At 70.2% G+C, this 17,542-nt stretch carries 18 protein-coding genes; 7 read left to right on the forward strand and 11 right to left on the reverse strand.

Translation table 11 applies throughout. The annotated features are described in order from the left end of the window. The coding region (locus BT98_RS23490) for a transposase (protein ID WP_037250054.1) at positions 1-244 on the forward strand (244 nt) is incomplete at its 5' end. Positions 245-289: 45 nt separating this feature from the next. On the opposite strand, the gene BT98_RS23495 is transcribed toward BT98_RS23490, so the two are convergent. From BT98_RS23495 to BT98_RS23500, 8 genes are all read right to left on the reverse strand, one after another. Next, a complete protein-coding gene (locus BT98_RS23495; RefSeq protein WP_081798542.1) occupies positions 290-670 on the reverse strand; it encodes a gluconate 2-dehydrogenase subunit 3 family protein in 381 nt (126 codons plus the stop codon). 179 nt (positions 671-849) lie between these two features. After that, positions 850-1,728: a PPK2 family polyphosphate kinase gene (locus BT98_RS0106795; RefSeq protein ID WP_019463123.1), complete on the reverse strand. Its 879-nt coding sequence runs from the start codon at positions 1,726-1,728 to the stop codon at positions 850-852. An 87-nt stretch (positions 1,729-1,815) separates the two neighbouring features. After that, positions 1,816-2,682, reverse strand: a complete 867-nt coding sequence (locus BT98_RS0106800; protein ID WP_019463122.1) for an endonuclease/exonuclease/phosphatase family protein — start codon at positions 2,680-2,682, stop codon at positions 1,816-1,818. Further along, positions 2,663-4,678, reverse strand: a complete 2,016-nt coding sequence (locus BT98_RS0106805) for a DNA/RNA helicase domain-containing protein (RefSeq protein ID WP_027297181.1) — start codon at positions 4,676-4,678, stop codon at positions 2,663-2,665. The genes BT98_RS0106800 and BT98_RS0106805 overlap by 20 nt, the downstream gene beginning before the upstream one ends. After that, positions 4,675-5,637, reverse strand: coding sequence for a DMT family transporter (locus BT98_RS0106810; RefSeq protein ID WP_019463120.1), 963 nt, complete (start codon positions 5,635-5,637; stop codon positions 4,675-4,677). The genes BT98_RS0106805 and BT98_RS0106810 overlap by 4 nt, the downstream gene beginning before the upstream one ends. Beyond that, on the reverse strand, positions 5,621-6,784 hold the full coding sequence (locus tag BT98_RS0106815; protein ID WP_019463119.1) for a GNAT family N-acetyltransferase: 1,164 nt from the start codon (positions 6,782-6,784) through the stop codon (positions 5,621-5,623). Before BT98_RS0106815 ends, BT98_RS0106810 begins: the two co-directional genes overlap by 17 nt. Before the next feature lie 87 nt (positions 6,785-6,871). Beyond that, positions 6,872-7,339, reverse strand: coding sequence for a RidA family protein (locus tag BT98_RS0106820; RefSeq protein WP_019463118.1), 468 nt, complete (start codon positions 7,337-7,339; stop codon positions 6,872-6,874). A 74-nt stretch (positions 7,340-7,413) separates the two neighbouring features. Continuing rightward, positions 7,414-8,910, reverse strand: coding sequence for a TSCPD domain-containing protein (locus BT98_RS23500; RefSeq protein WP_051544260.1), 1,497 nt, complete (start codon positions 8,908-8,910; stop codon positions 7,414-7,416). 151 nt (positions 8,911-9,061) lie between these two features. Between BT98_RS23500 and BT98_RS0106830 the strand changes: the two genes are divergently transcribed. The 6 genes from BT98_RS0106830 to BT98_RS0106855 all read left to right on the forward strand — a co-directional run bounded on the left by BT98_RS0106830 (position 9,062) and on the right by BT98_RS0106855 (position 13,560). Then, the gene (locus BT98_RS0106830) at positions 9,062-9,415 is read left to right on the forward strand and encodes an NADH:ubiquinone oxidoreductase subunit NDUFA12 (protein ID WP_019459694.1); all 354 of its coding nucleotides are present in this window, start codon (positions 9,062-9,064) and stop codon (positions 9,413-9,415) included. A 78-nt stretch (positions 9,416-9,493) separates the two neighbouring features. Beyond that, positions 9,494-10,015, forward strand: a complete 522-nt coding sequence (gene mlaD, locus BT98_RS0106835; RefSeq protein ID WP_019459695.1) for an outer membrane lipid asymmetry maintenance protein MlaD — start codon at positions 9,494-9,496, stop codon at positions 10,013-10,015. Beyond that, a complete protein-coding gene (locus BT98_RS0106840) occupies positions 10,012-10,239 on the forward strand; it encodes a hypothetical protein (RefSeq protein WP_019459696.1) in 228 nt (75 codons plus the stop codon). The genes mlaD and BT98_RS0106840 overlap by 4 nt, the downstream gene beginning before the upstream one ends. A gap of 8 nt (positions 10,240-10,247) precedes the next feature. Beyond that, entirely contained in the window at positions 10,248-10,652 is a 405-nt protein-coding gene (locus BT98_RS0106845) for a DUF2155 domain-containing protein (protein WP_019459697.1), read from the forward strand. Positions 10,653-10,910: 258 nt separating this feature from the next. Then, the gene (locus BT98_RS0106850; RefSeq protein WP_019459698.1) at positions 10,911-11,855 is read left to right on the forward strand and encodes an AEC family transporter; all 945 of its coding nucleotides are present in this window, start codon (positions 10,911-10,913) and stop codon (positions 11,853-11,855) included. Between the two features lie 43 nt (positions 11,856-11,898). Beyond that, a complete protein-coding gene (locus tag BT98_RS0106855; RefSeq protein WP_027297182.1) occupies positions 11,899-13,560 on the forward strand; it encodes an acetolactate synthase large subunit in 1,662 nt (553 codons plus the stop codon). 59 nt (positions 13,561-13,619) lie between these two features. On the opposite strand, the gene ilvC is transcribed toward BT98_RS0106855, so the two are convergent. The 3 genes from ilvC to BT98_RS0106870 form a co-directional block, all read right to left on the reverse strand. Continuing rightward, the gene (gene ilvC, locus BT98_RS0106860) at positions 13,620-14,636 is read right to left on the reverse strand and encodes a ketol-acid reductoisomerase (protein ID WP_019459700.1); all 1,017 of its coding nucleotides are present in this window, start codon (positions 14,634-14,636) and stop codon (positions 13,620-13,622) included. A 489-nt stretch (positions 14,637-15,125) separates the two neighbouring features. Continuing rightward, entirely contained in the window at positions 15,126-15,653 is a 528-nt protein-coding gene (gene ilvN / locus BT98_RS0106865) for an acetolactate synthase small subunit (protein WP_019459701.1), read from the reverse strand. 13 nt (positions 15,654-15,666) lie between these two features. Beyond that, positions 15,667-17,460, reverse strand: coding sequence for an acetolactate synthase 3 large subunit (locus BT98_RS0106870; RefSeq protein WP_019459702.1), 1,794 nt, complete (start codon positions 17,458-17,460; stop codon positions 15,667-15,669). Positions 17,461-17,542: the final 82 nt, after the last annotated feature.

Here is a 17,542-nt window from a genome sequence, read left to right on the forward strand (position 1 = left end):
CGAGGGCGTGCTGGACGCCATGCAGCACCGGCTCGACCAAGCGCCGGACAGCATGCGCGTCCGCAGGCAGACCGCCGAGCACCCGTTTGGCACGCTGAAGGCCTGGATGGGCTCGACCCACTTCCTGACCCGGACGCTGAAACGGGTCGGCACGGAGATGAGCCTGCACGTGCTGGCCTACAACATGAAGCGGGTGATCGCGATCCTGGGTGCAGGGCCGCTGATGCTAGCCATCCGGACCTGAACACCCGGAACGCCACGGCCAGCTCTCAGGTGCCGTCCGTGAAGTTCATCTGGCTGCATGCGACCGCGAACCCGTTTTCCCACGGCCTCGGTCGGCGGGAAAGGGCCCCTGCATGTACCAGCCGTCGCGGCGGCCGTAGGGACCGGCGAGCTGCCGGTCGATGAAGATGGCGCAGCCCGCGTCGCGGCCGCCGGGGCCGAGGGAATCGGTCGGGATCATCCGCTCGGCGATCGCCTCGATCGCCGCGGCCTCGTCCGCTGTCAGGAAAAGCCAGGGGCCGGGCTGGGCCATGGCCTCGGGTGGCCAGACCTCTCCCGGCTGCCAGGGCAGCAGGCCGCTGACCTCGCGCGCCTGTCCGGTTGCGCCCAGCGCCACGAGGGCACTGGCCGACAGCAAGGCCCGCCGTCGCGTCAAACCACCCTGCATCGGAAACTCCACTTTCTTCCCGCAGCCCTGCGGCCCCGGCTTTGGGGGCGATGCTAGGCAGGCTGGCGCGGGAGGAAAGCGAGGCGCGCGAGTCCCGGGGCGCTTATCGTCTTGTCTTGAACTTCATGAACGGAAGTTCACCGGTCCGGCAGACCGGGCCAGCCCTGGCGGCAAACCTGTCAGCTCAGGGCCTTGCGCGCCTTCTGCAAGCTCTCCCGCTGGGTCTCGCTGACCTCGGGATAATGCAGGTCCAGCTTCCGCATCGTTCCGAGCAGGATCTCCGCCACCAGCAACCGGGTCAACCACTTCCGGTCCGCCGGCAGGACGTACCAGGGCGCATAGGGCGCGGCCGTGGCGCGGATCGCCGTCTCGTAGGCGGTCTCGTAATCGTGCCAGCGGCGACGGTCCACGATGTCGGAAGGCTGCAGCTTCCAGTTCTTGTCCGGCTCGTCGATCCGGGCCAGGAAGCGCTTGCGCTGCTCCTCCTCGCCGAGATGCAGGAAGAACTTCAGCAGCACCGTCCCCTGCCGGGAGAGGTAGCGCTCGAAGCAGCCGATGTCCTCCAGCCGTTCGTCCCAGATCGTGTCATCCACCAGGACCTTCGGAAGCGCCTCGCCGGCCAGGATCTCCGGATGCACGCGGGCCACCAGGACCTCCTCGTACCAGGAGCGATTGTGGATGCCGATCCGGCCACGGGCCGGCAGCGCCACCACGTGGCGCCAGAGGAAGTCGTGCTCGCGCTCCAGCCCGACCGGCGCGGAGAAGGAGACGACCTGGCAGCCCTGCGGGTTGATGCCGGAGAAGACATGCTTGATGGCACTGTCCTTGCCCGCGGCGTCCTGCGCCTGGAAGATGCAGAGCACGGACCAGCGGCGGCTGGCATAGAGCCGGCCCTGCAACTCGGCGATGGCCTCGATCCGCTCCTGCAGCGCCGCCTCGCTTTCCACCTTGGTCAGCGGGATGCTTCCCTTGTCGTCGGTGGCATAGTCCTTCAGCGCGAATCCCTCACCCGAGGTGATGCGCCGTCGTTCCACGAGCTGGCGAATGGGATTCGACATGGGTTGGCCTCCGTTCCATCCGGTGCAGCAGGCAACGCGCCAGCGACGGCACCGTTGACCACCGCGTCCGGGCGGGCGCTTCCTCGTTCACGGCAGGTTCAGGCGGATCGAGACGGGGCAGTGATCCGACAGGCTGTCCTTCCGGCCCGGCTCGCGCTCCGCATAGACCAGCACGCGCAGGCTGTCCGGCACCAGCCAGTCCCGGGCCGCGCCGCCGAGCAGGATGTGGTCGATGAAATCCCGCCCGCCCCAGCAGGGATCGGAACGCCCCTCCGTGGCGCGGAGCAGCGTGCCGCGCTTCGCGATCCGGCGCAGGAAGGCGTCGCGCGGCCCCTGGAAGCGCCGGTTGAAGTCGCCCAGCACGGCGAAGCCGCCGCCCTCCCCTTGCCGCGCCGTGATCCAGTCCGCGACAATGCCTGCCTGCTCACCCAGGATCGCGCATTCCCGGTCGCCTTCCAGGAAGGCCCCCTGACGGCAGCCGGCCTTGAGGTGCAGTGCCAGCAGACGCAACGGGGCACCTCCCGGCTCCTCGATCGTCACGTCCACGCCCCGGCGCAGGCTGAAGCGTGCCTCCGGCGCACGGTCCAGCGCGGCGAGATCGGGATTCTGCCGCGCCCGCAGGCGGCGGCGCACGGCGATGCCGACCCGCTGCACGTCATGTTCGTTGGCGAAGAAGAACCGCCATTCCGCCGGGTCCAGCAGCCGCGCCGCCGCCTCCGGCCCATCCACCTCCTCCAGCGCCAGCACATCCGCCGCCAGCCGCTGGGCATAGAGGTGGAGGCGCACGAAGTCCTCCGCGCCACGGCCGGGCAGTTCCGGTGGCAGCAGGGGATCGCCCGGCGCACGCGTGGTGAGCCAGTTCAGGTTCCATGTCGCCAGCTTGATCTCCCCGGCCCGGGCCGGCGCCGCGAAGAGGAGGAAGAGGAGGGCGAGGCTAGAGAAGAGACGGCGCATCTTCCATCTCCTGTTCCGGCGGCTCCATCGAGGCCTCGTCCAGGCTCCGCGCGCCGCAGCGGAGCAGCCGCGCCGCCAGCAGGTCCAGCGCCGCCGGGTCGCGCGTCCGGTCTGCGGCATCGCCGCGCGGCACCCAGAGCACCGTCTCGTAGCGCGCCCGTGTCAGCAGCACGCGATAGGTGTTGCGGATGAAGTCGCGCTCCTGCACCTGACGCACCACCTGCCAGGCGCTGCCGACGAAGCGGCGTGCCTGCCACCCCGATGCACCGGCGGGCAGGAAGTCGCCACCCCAGGCCAGTCCCGCCACATCCAGCTCCAGTCCCTGGCAGGCATATTCCGTCGCGCCGGTCTCCAGCGCGTCGGAGGCGCGCACATCCGGCCAGCGGCGGAGGAACCAGTCCGCCACCGCCGGGGCCGGAACTTCCTCGCCGAAGCCGTCGCCGCGCAGCCGGCGCGCGCCGGAACTGCGCAGGATGCCGGCCCGCCGCTCGCCCCGCGCGAAGGCACGCAGGGTCCGACGCAGGGTGCCCAGGTCGCGGGTGAGAAAGACCGGCAGCCCGCCCTCGGCCTCCGCCGCGATGCGCGCGGCCTCGGCGACGCGCCCGTCCAGCAGGGCCTCCACCCAGGGCGCGACGGCGGCGCTGCGGATGCCACGGATCGGCACCGTCAGGTCGAGCGCGGGATCGAGCCGCAGCCAGGGCGCCGGCCCGGGGGCGAGGCGCTGCACCGGATCGGAGGCCCCCAGCACATGCGGCGCGGCCACCGCGCGCCAGCGCCCGTCGGCAGCGATGCAGCGGCCCCATTCCGCCAGCCCGGCCTCGCCCGTGTTGATCTCCTGCCCCTGGCCGACCAGCGCGACGATCGCCGACCAGCCCTCGGTGCGCGCCATGATCTCCAGCGTGTGGGCGGGTTCGCTCAGGGTCAGCACGGCCTTGCGCCGCTGCGTATCGCGGCTCGCCTGTTTCGCGTCCCAGGCTCGCTGCGCCTCGTCGAAGACGATCAGCCGTTCCGGCGGTGATCCGTGCCGCGGGTCGCCGGCATGTTCGGCCAGGAAGGCATGGACGTTCTGCAGCGCCGCCTTCACCCGCCGCTCCGCCTCATCCCGCCCACAGGCGCCGCGCGCCACCGCATCCTGGGCCAGCGCGGCGCGCAGCACGCCGACCAGCGGCACGTTGCCGGTCAGGAAGGCCGCGCCGTCCAGCCGCGCCGTACCGAAGACTGCGTTCAGCCCGCACAGCGTCTTGCCCGCGCCGGGAATGCCGGTAACGAAGACCACCACCCGCGCCGCGTCACGCCGGGCCTCGTCCAGCGCCCGCGCAATGGCCTCCGTGGTGCGGGTCAGGTTGGCGGCGTCCGAACGGGCCGCCGCGATCTCCGCCACCCCATGCCGGGCATAGAGCATGGTGGCGGCCTCCACGATGCTCGGCACCGGGCGATAGGGGGCGGCGAGCCAGGCCGCCCCGTCCAGCGGCGTGGCCGGGGCCGGGACGGAAGCCTGCACGGCGGACAGCAGGGCGGGCAGGCCCCGCGCATTGGCGCGGAGCGGCGGCACCACCGCGTGCCAGAGCAGGCTGAGCTGCTGCGCTCCCTGGTCCGGCGCCAGCAGCGGCACCAGCACGGGCACGATCGGATGCGCCCGGCTGCCGGCATGGAAGTCGCGCAGGTCCAGCGCGTAGTCCTCCACCTGCCGCAGATCGGCGGGGGAGAAGCCCTCGCCCTTGAACTCCAGCACCAGAATCGCGCGGTCGGTCAGCAGCACCGCGTCGATGCGCTTCTCCAGGCGCAGCAGCTCGTATTCGAAGGCCAGGGTCCAGTCCTCACCACCCGCCCGCGCCACCGCCTCGCGCAGCAGCGACGCCGAGGCCTCCCAGGCGGCGAGCTGGGCATAGGTGGCGTCGAAGCCCCGCCGGGTCTGCGCCGCCGCGAGGCGGGCGGCCACATCGGCGGCTTCGGTGCGCAGCAGTTCCGCACCGGTACAGGCGAACCAGGCCCTCATCCGCGCCGTGCCGGCAAGGTCGCCAGCAGCAGGCTGGCCAGCATCAGCACGAAGCCGGCGAGATGCGCCGCGGTCATCGGTTCCCCCAGGAACAGCACCGCCGTCACCGCCGCCGAGGCGGGCAGGAAGGCCATGAAGACGCCCGCCAGGCCCGCCGGGGCGCGGCGCAGACCGGAATACCAGAGCAGCAGGCTGAACACGCTGGCCGTCAGCCCGTGGAAGATCAGCAGCCCCGCCAGGAGCGGATCAGCCAGGACGCCCGCCGCACCCGGCCAGGGGATGGCCAGGGGCAGCCAGGCGGGCAGGAGCAACAGGGCGGAGAAGATCTGCATCCACAGGCCGGCGGCCAGCAGCGGCATGCGCCCGGCGAGTCGCTTGGACAGCAGCGCATAGGCGGCCTCGCCACAGACGGCCAGCAGCACCAGCGCATTGCCCGCGAGGCTGCCGCCGCCCTGCCCGTCCCCGCCGCCTCGGGCCAGGGTGACGGCGCCGATCCCGCCCGCCGCCAGCAGGGCCGCCGCCCAGCCGCGCGGCGTCAGCCGTTCCCGCAGCAGCAGCGCCGCGCCCAGTGCCACCACCGCCGGAATGGCCGCCAGCATCAGCCCGCCCTCCAGCGCCGTGGTCAGGCGCAGGCCGAGCAGCAGCGCGGCGTTGTAGAGCACCGTACCCAGCAGGGCCTGCCAGAACAGGTTCAGCAGGGCCCCGCGCGGCGGCAGGCGCGGCCCGTCCCGCCAGAGCGACAGCGGCAGCAGCACCGCGACGGCCAGCAGGCAGCGCAGGCCGAGGATCATGGCGATGGGCAGCGCGCCGGCCAGGGTCTTGGCGACGCCGACATTGACCCCCGTGAGGACCATCGACCCCGCGAGCTGCGCATAGGCGGTCAGCATCGCGGCGCCGGGTGTGCGCCCCGCGGTACTGGTGAAGCGGGCATCGGCGGCGGCGTCAGTCCTCTTGTCCATCCCGGCGGAAGGGCGAGGCCAGGGCCAGCGCCTCCATCTCCGCCAGCATGGCCGGACGCTCCTGATTCAGGAAGCCCGCCACGGCACGGCGCAGACCGGCATGTTCGATCCAGTGCGCGGAATAGGTCGGCACCGGCAGGTAGCCGCGCTGGATCTTGTGCTCACCCTGCGCCCCGGCCTCCACGCGCGGAATGCCGTGCGCGATGGCGAAGTCCATGGCCTGGTAGTAGCAGAGTTCGAAATGCAGGAAGGGCGCCTCGACCAGCGAGCCCCAGTTGCGCCCGTAGAGCGCGTCCTCCCCGATCAGGTTCAGCGCCCCCGCCACCGGCTCGCCATCGCGCTCCGCCACCATCAGCACCACGCGGTCGCCCAGCCGTTCGGACAGCAGCGGCCAGAAGCGCGGCTTCAGATAGGCGTCGCCCCATTTGCGGTCCACGGTGTGTCGGTAGCACTGGTGGAAGACCCGCCAGTGCTCCGGCGTGATCTCGCTCCCCCGCAGGGCGCGGAAGCGGAGCCCGGCCGCCTGCGCGTCCCGCCTTTCCCGCCGCAGCGTCTTGCGCTTGCGCGAGGACAGGGCGCCCAGGAAGTCGTCGAAGCTGCCATAGCCCGGGTTGGCCCAGTGGAACTGCGTGCCGAGGCGTTGCAGCCACCCGACCTCGCCCAGCGCCTCCCATTCCGCGCCGGTGCAGAAGGTGACATGGCAGGAGGAAAGCCCCAGATCGGCCACCGCCTGCCGCAGACCCTGGGCCAGCGCCGCCACCGGCACGCCACCGCCCGGGCGGGTCAGAAGGCGCGGCCCCGGCACGGGGGAGAAGGGCACCGAGACCTGGAGCTTGGGGTAGTAGCGCCCGCCCGCCTGCTCGAAGCCGCGTGCCCAGCCCCAGTCGAAGACGTACTCGCCGTAGGAATGGCTCTTGGCATAGGCGGGCGCCACCGCGAGCAGCGTGCCGCCCGCATCGCGCAGCGCCGCGTGCTGCGGCAGCCAGCCCGTCCTGCCGCCGGCCGAGCCGCTGTCCTCCAGCGCCGAGAGGAAGGCGTGTGAGACGAAGGGGTTCCCCTCCCCCGCGCAGGCATCCCATTCGGCGGCGGAAATCTCCGCGATGCGCGGATGCAGGGTCAACGTCAGCTCGGGCGCGCACTCGGGCATGGACCCAATGTGCGCCCTCCCCGGGCCAGCGCAAGCTCCCGCTGCTGCGATGCGGCGGGAAGGGTTCTCCCTGGGGGCGTCGCCGGGTCAGGCGATCTCGAACATCGCCTCGACCTCGACCGCCGCGTCGCCAGGCAGCGAGGGCACGCCGATGGTCGAGCGTGCATGGCGGCCGGCCTCACCGAAGACCTCCACCGCGAGGTCGGAGGCGCCGTTCATCACCACCGCGTGCTGGGTGAAGTCCGGCGTGCAGGCGATGAAGCCGCCCAGCCGCACCACGCGCTTCACCCGGCCGAGATCGCCGCCCAGCGCCGCCCGGGCCTGGGCCAGCACGTTGAGGAAGCAGGTCCGCGCCGCTTCCCGCCCTGCCTCGGGGCCGACGCCCTGGCCCAGCTTGCCGGTGACGGCGATCCTGCCCGCCTGCATGGGGATCTGGCCGGAGATCACCAGCAGCGACCCGGCGATCACCGCAGGCACGTAGTTGGCGATGGGCGTGGCGGGTTCGGGCAGGGTGAGGCCGAGCTCGCTCAGGTGGGCGTCGATCGGACCGGTCATGGACATGCTCCTCGGAAGAACCGGGGCCGTCATAGACCGCGCCGTGCCGCCCGTGAAACCGCCTTCGCCGGCCCTCAGCCCACCAGGCGCAGACTGCGCCGCCGCGCCTTCGGGCCGGCGGGGGCCTCCAGCGGCAGCAGCGGCTGCTCGCCCGCCGCCACACCCAGCTCGGCGCCGCATTCCTCCTCGGTCGGGTCCGCCAGAGCCGGCCCCTCCAGGTACTCCAGCGCCAGCCGCCGGAAGCCCCAGTCCAGGATCGAGGTGGCCCGGGCGATCCGCGAGTCGCCCTCCACCACCCCGGCCGGGCCGAAGCGCGTATAGGCATGGGCCTGCACGAATTCCGCCAGCGGCACGCCCCGGGCGAGGCCCAGCGAGACGGACTGGCACAGCGCGTCCAGCACGCCCCGGAAGGCGGCGCTGTCCTTGGCCAGCGTCAGCGAGACCTCGGACAGCGTGCCGTCCGGGTGCTCGGCGGTGCGCAGCGTGACCCTGTGCCCGGCGATGGAGACCTTCCAGACCTGCCCGCGCGCCGCCGCGCGGGTCGGGGCGGGCATCGGCACCGGACGGGGCCGTTCCGAGACGGCAACCGGCGCCGGCGCCCCGGCGTGAAGGAAAGGCTCCACAGCGGCCTGCATCGCCGCCCTCGCCTCCGGGCCGCGCGGCGCCAGCAGGGCCCCGGCCCGCGCCCCGGCGCGGCGGGCGGCGGCGGTGGGCTCCTCCCCGCCGGTGGCGGTCAGGCGGCTGGGCCCGGCCGTCGGAGCGAGACCGGCCGACTCGGCGCCGAGCAGCGCCTCCACCGCATCGGCGGGAGAAAGGGCGAAGAGCGATTCATGCCGCAGCCCGGGCGCGGCGGCGGCGGCGTCCAGCGCCTCGCGCGCGGCTTCCGCCAGTCCCGGCACCGCGCAGGCGGCGGGCGGCGGCGGCGCGAAGAGCGTCACCGGCGCACGTTCCCCCAGCATGGCGGCGCACTCGCCGCTGGCCGCCTCGGCGGCGCCACGGGTCAGGGCGGCGATGGCCTGGGCCACCTCGCGCGCCTCGCGGCTCTCGTAATCGAGTCCCAGCCCGGCCAGCAGCCCCGCGAGATCGGCGAAGCCGACCCGCAGCCGCCGGGCGCGCCCGGCGGAAAGCCCTTCCAGCGCCAGCACGGCGAGGCGGACCGCCCGTGCATAGCCGGCCGAGTCGAAACCGGCCGGAGCCTCCAGGAAAGCGGGCAGGTTCAGCACGAAGCGCGGCTCGTCGCCGGTCGAGTCGCGCCAGACGGAGGCCCCGGGGGCGCCGCGCCGCGCCAGCAACAGCGCCCGCAGCGCCTCGGCCAGCGAGCTGGCTTCCGGCAGGCCGAGCGCGGCAGCACCGGCGGCGGCGCGGCGGATCCAGGCTTCCGCCAGGGAAACCAGGGAGAGCGGGCGGGTGCCAGGACCCGCCCCAGGCATCAGGGCGGCCAGGGCGTCAGCGGCGCCGTCCTCCCAGGCCGCGGGCAGGGCCACGGCACGGGGCGTTGCGTCCGGATCCGCCTGGCCGCGGGTGCGGCGCAGCGTCACGTCGGACCACACGGTGCCTGCGAGCCTCTGCATGACTGTCCTGCCCCCGAAAGGAAATTCACGCTGGTGAAGCAACATGTGGTGACGTCCGGAGTCAACCGCCACCAGATACGGTAGGAAAAGCGCGGCCTTTCACGCGCGGCGCGCGCGTGCCATATGGCGGTGCCAGGAGGCCCCAAAGCCCATGTCCATGCTCATGCGCCTGTGCTCCGGCTTCAAGGGCCGGAAGGTCGGCACTGACCGCCACGGGAACCTGTATTTCGAGAGCCGCAAGGTTGTGCCCGGCTTCAACCACACCCGCCGCTGGGTGGTCTACGCGGGCAAGCCGGAAGCCACCAACGTGCCGCCGGAATGGCACGGCTGGCTGCACCATGCCACGCCGCTGCTGGACGAGAACCGCCGCTATCCCTGGCAGCTCGACCACCAGCCGAACATGACCGGCACCGCGCTCGCCTATCGGCCGCCCGGCCATGACTACCGGGGCGGAGAGCGTCCGAAGACCGCGGGCGACTACGAGGCCTGGACCCCCGGCGCGTGATGGCATGCCGGATGGCCGGGCCATGGCCCTCCGGGATTTCCGGGCATTCGTTCCGCCCCGTCGGATAAGGATCGTGATTTGAAGGGACGCAGCCTCGCCGAGCTCGCGGCCGGCGCCATCGTGCTGGTCGTCGCCGTGGTGTTTCTCGCCTATGCCGCCACGAATTCCGGCCGCTCCACCACCGGTGCCGGAATGACGCTGAACGCGCGCTTCGACCGGATCGACGGTCTCGCCCCCGGCTCCGATGTCCGCATCGCCGGCGTGCGGGTGGGCAGCGTGACGCAGGAGCGCATCGATCCGCAGACCTTTCTGGCGGTGGTGACGATGCAGGTGGACCCAGGGCTGAAGCTGCCCGACGACACCTCCGCCGAGATCACCTCGGAAAGCCTGCTGGGGGGCAAGTACATCGCGCTGGTCCCGGGTGGCAGCGACAAGGACCTGCGGGACGGGTCGGAGATCACCATCACCCAGTCCTCCGTCAGCCTGGAGGCGTTGCTGGGCAAGTTCATCTTCTCGGTGACCCAGATGAATTCCGCCAAGCCCGAGGAGGAAGCCCCTGCCCCCGCCGGGAACGTCCCGTCAGGAGCCCGGCACCCGTGAGCGGGGGGCTGCAGCCGCCGGAGCTCTGGCCCGGCCAGGACGGCCAGCCGCTGTCCTGCCGCGACAAGCTGAAGGTGCTGGGCGAGAACCATGAGGAGCTCGTCCAGGTCCTCCGGGATGCCTTCGAGGATGCGGTGCTGATGGGGGTGGACGAGGTGGCGATGCGCCGGCTGCTGCACGGGGTGGTGGATGCCCTGCCCTCGCCCCGCCGCCCGGGGGCATGAGCGCGCCGATGCGGGTTGCCCTCCTTCCCACGCTGCTTCTCGCCGGCATGCTGCTGCCAGCCGCCCCCCTGCCCTTCAGCCGGGGGGATGCGCGGGCGCAGGAATCCGCCAACTGGATCCCCGGCAAGACCGCGAAGCTCCAGGCGCTCGACAAGGTGACCGCCCAGGTCACCGTGCTGGACGCGGCGGTGAACAGGCCGACGAAGTTCGGCACGCTCAGCATCACGGTCCTCGCCTGCGACTACCACCCGCCCGACGAGGTGCCGGACGCGGCAGCCTTCATCGAGGTGCGGGATACGCTGGCCCCCAAGGATGCGCCACCGGCCTTCCGGGGCTGGATGCTGGCGAATGCCCCGGCCGTGAACATGCTGGAACACCCGGTCTACGACCTCCGCATCCTGGAGTGCCGCTAGGACAGGTTGGCGCGGCACGGCAACGGACGCTCCACTCTTCCGGAAACCGCGCCGTGGCTGAACGGCGGGCGGCGGAAGAGCGCGCATGTCGCCTGCCGCCTGTACACTGACATCATACAGACAGGTCGCGCGAGCTTGCATGGGTCCGGGGTGTCAGGAGCGGCCGAAATGGCGTTCCCTGCACGCGTCTTCCAAGGACCAGCCGAGCGGGGCGCCTGACGCCCGGCACCGACCGGCCCGGAACCAGGAGTTCCGACCATGCTCGACACCATCGTCGCCGCGCTGCTGCCCATCGTCATCACGCTGATGCTGGGCTTCGCCGCCGGCTGGCACCATGACTTCGACGCGAAGCAGGCCTCCGTCCTCAACCGCATGGTGATGCTCTACGCCCTGCCACTGAGCCTCTTCGCCGGCATGGTCGGCACGCCGCGCGACCAGATCCTCGCCCAGGGGCCGCTCGCGCTCGCGATCCTCCTCGGCATGGCGGGTGGCTATCTCGTCGCCTTCCTTGTCATGCGTTACCTGTTGCGACAGGAGATCGGCACGGCGGCTTTGCGTGCCCTGGCCATCGCCGGCCCCGCCGTTCCGTTTGTTGGCGTGCCGGTGCTGGGGCAACTCTTCGGGGCGGTCAGCGCCATTCCCATCGCCGTGGCCGGCCTGGTGATGAACCTGATCCAGGTGCCCGCGACCCTCATGCTGCTCTCGGCCAGCACGGCCTCGCGCAACGCCGCCACCCAGGGCCAGCCGGCCTCGGTCATGAGCCACATCACCCATGCGCTGCGCGAGCCCGTGGTCTGGGCGCCGCTGCTCGCCCTGGTGATCGTGCTGCTGGACTTCCCCTTCCCCGCCTCGCTGCGGGATTCCCTTCAGCTCCTAGGCCGCTCCACCGGCGGCGTCGCGCTCTTCGCCTCGGGCATCGTGCTCTGGTCCCGCAGCGTCTCCCTCAGCGCGCCGGTCGGGCTGCTGGTGCTGCTGCGCAACATCGTCATGCCCGCCGCCGTGCTCGGCTATGCCATGCTGGTCGGACTGCCGCCGGACACGCTGCGCGAATCCGTGGTCACCATGGCCATCCCGGCCGCGTCGATCATCGTGATCCTGGCCGTGCAGTACCAGGTGGCCGAACAGGAAATGGCCTCCACCCTCTTCTTCAGCACCTTGCTCTCGGTGCTGACCATGGGCGCGTTCATCTGGCTCACGCGCTGAGCGCGCCGCCGCCTTCCCTTTTTCCACAAGGAGTCATGGCGCAATGAGCACTGAAACACGCACGGTCGCCGAACTGGCGATCTCCTGCCTCGAAGCCGAGGGAGTCGAGTACCTGTTCGGCATCCCAGGCGAGGAGAACATCCGTCTGGTCGATGCCACGGCCGGATCGAAGATCCGCTTCATCCTCGTGCGGCACGAGCAGGCAGCCTCCTTCATGGCCGACATCTACGGCCGCCTCACCGGCAAGGCGGGCGTCTGCACCGCGACGCTCGGCCCCGGCGCGATCAACCTGCTGCTGGGCGTCGCGGACGCGCAGACGGACAGCACGCCGCTGGTCGCCATCTCCGCCCAGGTCGGGCTGAACCGGATCTACAAGGAGTCGCACCAGATCGTGGATCTGGTCTCCATGTTCAGGCCGGTCACCAAATGGGCCGACATGCTGCTGACCCCTGATGCGGTGCCGGAGATGGTCCGCAAGGCCTTCGACCTGGCGCAGCAGGAACGGCCCGGCGCCACCTACATCGCCATCCCGGAGGATGTGGAGGCGGCCACGGTGCCGGCGGAGGCGAAGCCGCTCACCGCCCGCCCCTACCACGCCGCCGGGCCGGACGAGGACAAGGTGGCGAAGGCCGCGGCGCTGATCCGCGCGGCGAAGCGTCCGGTGATGCTGGCGGGCCATGGCGTGGCACGCGCCGGTGCCTCGAAAGCGCTGACGCGGCTGGCGGAACAGCTCAACATGCCCGTGGCCACGACCTTCATGGCCAAGGGGGCGATCTCCGACCGGCATCCCAACGCGCTCGGCGTCATCGGCTTCATGCGGCACGACTACGAGAACTTCGCCTTCGACGAGGCGGACCTGATCCTCTCCATCGGCTACGAACTGCAGGAATTCGCGCCGGTCCGGATCAACCCGAAGCATGACAAGACCATCCTGCATGTCCACCGCTTCGCCGCGGAGACGGACGCCGCCTATCCCGTCGCGGTCAGCATCGAGGCCGACATCCCGCGCGCCATCGCCGCCCTGTCGGAAGCCTTCCGCGGCGGGCCGGTGCCGGCCAGCCATCCCGCGCCGAAGATCCGTACCCTGCGGGATCAGGAACTGCTGTCGCACGAGACGGACGATGGCTTCCCGGTGAAGCCACAGCGGGTGATCAGCGACATGCGCAAGGCGCTGGGGGACGAGGACATCGTGCTGGCCGATACCGGTGCCATCAAAATGTGGATGGCGCGGCTCTACCCCACCTATGAGCCGCTGACCTGCCTGATCTCGAACGGGCTCTCCACCATGGCCTGGACGCTGCCCGGCGCCCTGGCCGCGGCGCTGGCAAGGCCAGGCAGGAAGGTCCTGGCCGCGATGGGCGACGGCTCCTTCATGATGAACTCGCAGGAGATCGAGACGGCGCTGCGGGAGAAGATCCCGCTGAAGGTGCTGATCTGGGAGGACCGCGCCTACGGCCTCATCAAGTGGAAGATGGACATGGAACTCGGCCACCACCGGGACGTGGACTTCAACAACCCGGATTTCGTGAAATATGCGGAGAGCTTCGGCGCGAAGGGCTACCGCATCGGCGCGGCGGCGGAGCTGCTGCCCACGCTGCGGAAGGCGCTGGCGGAGGATGGAGTCTCCGTCATCACCTGCCCGGTGGACTATTCAGAGAACATGAAGCTCACCGACCGGCTGGGGGAGCTGACCATCGCCCTCTGACAGCCTCCGCAAAGGGAAAGGGCCCCGGGATCGCTCCCGGGGCCCTTTCTGCGTCGGGCTCAGTTCTTGGCCTTGTCGACCAGCTTGCCCTTGGTGATCCAGGGCATCATGGCGCGCAGCTTCTCGCCCACCGCCTCGATCTGGTGCTCGTTGTTGCGGCGGCGGGTGGCCTTGAAGGAGGCCTGGTTGACCTTGTTCTCCAGCATCCAGTCGCGGGTGAACTTGCCGCTCTGGATGTCGGTCAGGACGCGCTTCATCTCCGCCTTGGTCTCCGGCGTGATGATGCGCGGGCCGGTCACGTACTCGCCATACTCCGCGGTGTTGGAGATGGAGTAGTTCATGTTGGCGATGCCGCCCTCATAGATGAGGTCGACGATCAGCTTCACCTCGTGCAGGCACTCGAAATAGGCCATCTCGGGGGCATAGCCCGCCTCGACCAGCGTCTCGAAGCCGGCGCGGATCAGCTCGACCAGGCCGCCGCAGAGCACGGCCTGCTCGCCGAACAGGTCGGTCTCGCACTCCTCCTTGAAGGTCGTCTCGATGATGCCCGAGCGACCGCCGCCGACGGCGCAGGCATAGGAGAGCGCGATCTCCAGCGCGTTGCCCGAGGGGTTCTGGTGCACGGCCACGAGGCAGGGCACGCCGCCGCCCTTCTGGTACTCGCCGCGCACGGTATGGCCGGGGCCCTTCGGCGCGATCATGAACACGTCGATGTCGGCGCGCGGCTCGATCAGGTTGAAGTGGATGTTCAGCCCGTGCGCGAAGGCCAGCGCCGCGCCCTCGCGCATGTTCTCGTGCAGGTGGTCGCGGTACAGGTCGCCCTGGCCCTCGTCGGGGGTCAGCACCATCACCAGATCGGCCCACTTGGCGGCCTCGGCGGGGCTCATGACCTTGAAGCCGGCGGCCTCGGCCTTCTGGGCGGAGCCGCCCGGGCGCAGGCCGATCACGACCTCCTTCACGCCGGAATCGCGCATGTTCATGGCATGGGCATGGCCCTGGCTGCCGAAGCCGATCACCGCGACCTTGCGGTTCTTGATCAGGCCCACATCCGCGTCACGGTCGTAATACACGCGCATCAGCGCATCTCCTGTAACGAAAAAATTGTTAGAGCCAAGAAAGAGAGCACAACTATGAAGAATCCCAATACGAGATCCGTTTCAACGAAAAGGCTCTCTGCCCAATATTTTCCCTTCCTGTTCTTCTTTATCTCGAACACGAAGGTATCCGGAATTTTTTCTTCTGTGCCAATAATATTGCCCATCTCATGTCTGCACTGAGAGACACGGTCGACACATATCGCCAAGCGTCGACGACCAAAAAGTCCAACTGCCCAGAGAAAAAAACCGACTATGAGAACTGCGCTAGCAAGAAGCTTCTTCTGACCAACATCGCCCCCCCCAACGAGTGGCGAACAGAGCAACGACGCCGCTAAGTGTCGTTACGGCAAAGGCGAGTGCAGCCATGCTAAGTGTTTCGACATGCTTAGCGTCGCCACTCTGGTCCAATAAGGTTTTGGTCCAGAGATCAAGTTGCAGTTTGATCGCGGTCTCCGAGTCCATAGCGTCTCACGCCGAGATAACGCGGGCACCCCGCGCGATGCCGACCGCGCCGGTGCGCGAAACCTCGGCGAGACCGAGAGGGCGCATCAGCTCGATGAAGGCGTCGATCTTCTCGGCGGCGCCGGTCATCTCGAAGACGAAGCTGCCGACGGTCGCATCCACCACGCGGGCGCGGAAGGCGTCGGCGAGGCGCAGTGCCTCCATCCGGTGTTCGCCATGGCCGACGACCTTGATCAGCGCCAGCTCCCGCGTCAGGTGCGGCCCCTCCAGCGTCAGGTCGGCGACGCGGTGGACGGGGACGAGGCGGTCGAGCTGCGCCTTGATCTGCTCGATCACCATGTCCGTGCCGGAGGTGACGACGGTGATGCGCGACAGGCGCTTGCCGTCATCGACCGGCGCCACGGTCAGGCTCTCGATGTTGTAGCCGCGGCCGGAGAAGAGGCCGATGACGCGGGCGAGCACGCCTGCCTCGTTCTCCACCAGCACCGCGATGGTGGCCGTGCGCTGCAAGGGCGCCCTGTTCAGGTCGGACATGTCGGCGCGCCTCTCAGACCAGGACCTTGCCTTCGTCGGTGACGCCGGCGACGCCCCCCTGCTGGCCCGGGCCCAGGATCATCTCGTTATGCGCGGCGCCGGAGGGGATCATCGGGAAGACGTTCTCCTTCGGGTCCACGGCGATGTCGGCGATCACCGGGCCGGGATGGGCGATCATCTCGCGGATCACGTCGTCCAGTTCATCGGCCTTCGTGGCGCGCAGCCCCTTGGCGTGGAAGCTCTCGGCCAGCTTCACGAAATCCGGCAGGGCATCGGAATAGCTCTCCGAGTAGCGGCCGCCATGGAGCAGCTCCTGCCACTGCCGCACCATGCCCATGTACTCGTTGTTCAGGATGAAGACCTTCACCGGCAGGCGGTACTGCGCCAGCGTGCCCATCTCCTGGATGTTCATCAGGATCGAGGCCTCGCCCGCGATGTCGATCACCAGCGCGTCCGGATGCGCGACCTGCACGCCCGAGGCCGCCGGCAGGCCGTAGCCCATGGTGCCGAGCCCGCCCGAGGTCATCCAGCGGTTCGGCTTCTCGAAGCCGAAATACTGCGCGGCCCACATCTGGTGCTGTCCGACCTCGGTGGTGATGAAGGTGTCGCGCCCGGTCTCCAGCGTCAGCTCGTAGAGACGCCGCACCGCGTGCTGCGGCTTGATGACCGAGCCCGCCTGTTCGTAGCGCAGGCACCTCGTCTCGCGCCAGGCGTCGATCTGGCGCCACCAGGCGGCCAGCGCCTCGCGGTCCTGCGGGCGCTCGTCGGCCTTCCAGGCCTCGCTCAGCGCGCGCAGCACCGCGGTGGCATCGCCCACGATGGGCACGTCCACCGCCACGTTCTTGTTGATGTTGGACGGGTCGATATCGGCGTGGATCTTCTTCGCGCCGGGGCAGAAGGCGTTCAGCCGCCCGGTCACACGGTCGTCGAAGCGGGCGCCGATGTTCAGCAGCACGTCGCAGCCATGCATGGCGAGGTTCGCCTCGAAGGTCCCATGCATGCCCAGCATGCCCAGGAACTGCGGGTCGCTGGCCGGGTAGCTGCCCAGCCCCATCAGCGTGTTGGTAATGGGAAAGCCCGTCTCGCGCACGAAGCGCGTCAGCAGCTCGCTGGCCTCAGGGCCGGCATTGATGATGCCGCCGCCGGTATAGACCATCGGCCGCCTGGCGCCCTTCAGCAGCGCCACGGCCTCGCGGATGCTTTCCACCGAGGGCTCGGTCTGCGGGCGGTAGGAGCGGTGCGGCGCGGTCGGGGCCGGGGTGTAGCGGCCCTTGGCGATCAGGATGTCCTTCGGGAGGTCGATCACCACCGGGCCGGGACGGCCGGAACGTGCGATGTGGAAGGCGTCGTGCACCGTCGGTGCCAGGTCCTCCATCCGCTTGACCAGGTAGTTGTGCTTGGTCGCCGGGCGGGTGATGCCGGTGGTGTCGGCCTCCTGGAAGGCGTCGTTGCCGATCAGATGCGTCGGCACCTGCCCGGTCAGGCAGACGATCGGGATGGAATCCAGCAGCGCGTCCACCAGGCCGGTCACGGCGTTGGTGGCGCCGGGGCCGGAGGTCACCAGCACGCAGCCCACCTTGCCGGTGGAACGGGCATAGCCCTCCGCCGCATGCACGGCGGCCTGCTCGTGCCGCACCAGCACGTGCCGGATCGCGTTCTGCTGGAAGATCGCGTCGTAGATCGGAAGGACGGCGCCCCCCGGATAGCCGAAGATGACCTCAACGCCCTGATCCTTCAGCGCGCGCAGGACGATCTCGGCGCCGTTCATCACATCGGCGTCGGAGGCGGCGGGAAGGGTGGCGGACATCGGCGAGGTTCCGTTTCCTTAGAACTGGCTCCGCGCAAGGGAACAGCGCGGAGCGGCCCATCTAGGGGGCATGCTGTGCTGC

It is taken from the genome of Roseomonas mucosa ATCC BAA-692 (assembly GCF_000622225.1).
GTDB classification, from domain to species: Bacteria; Pseudomonadota; Alphaproteobacteria; order Acetobacterales; family Acetobacteraceae; genus Roseomonas; species Roseomonas mucosa.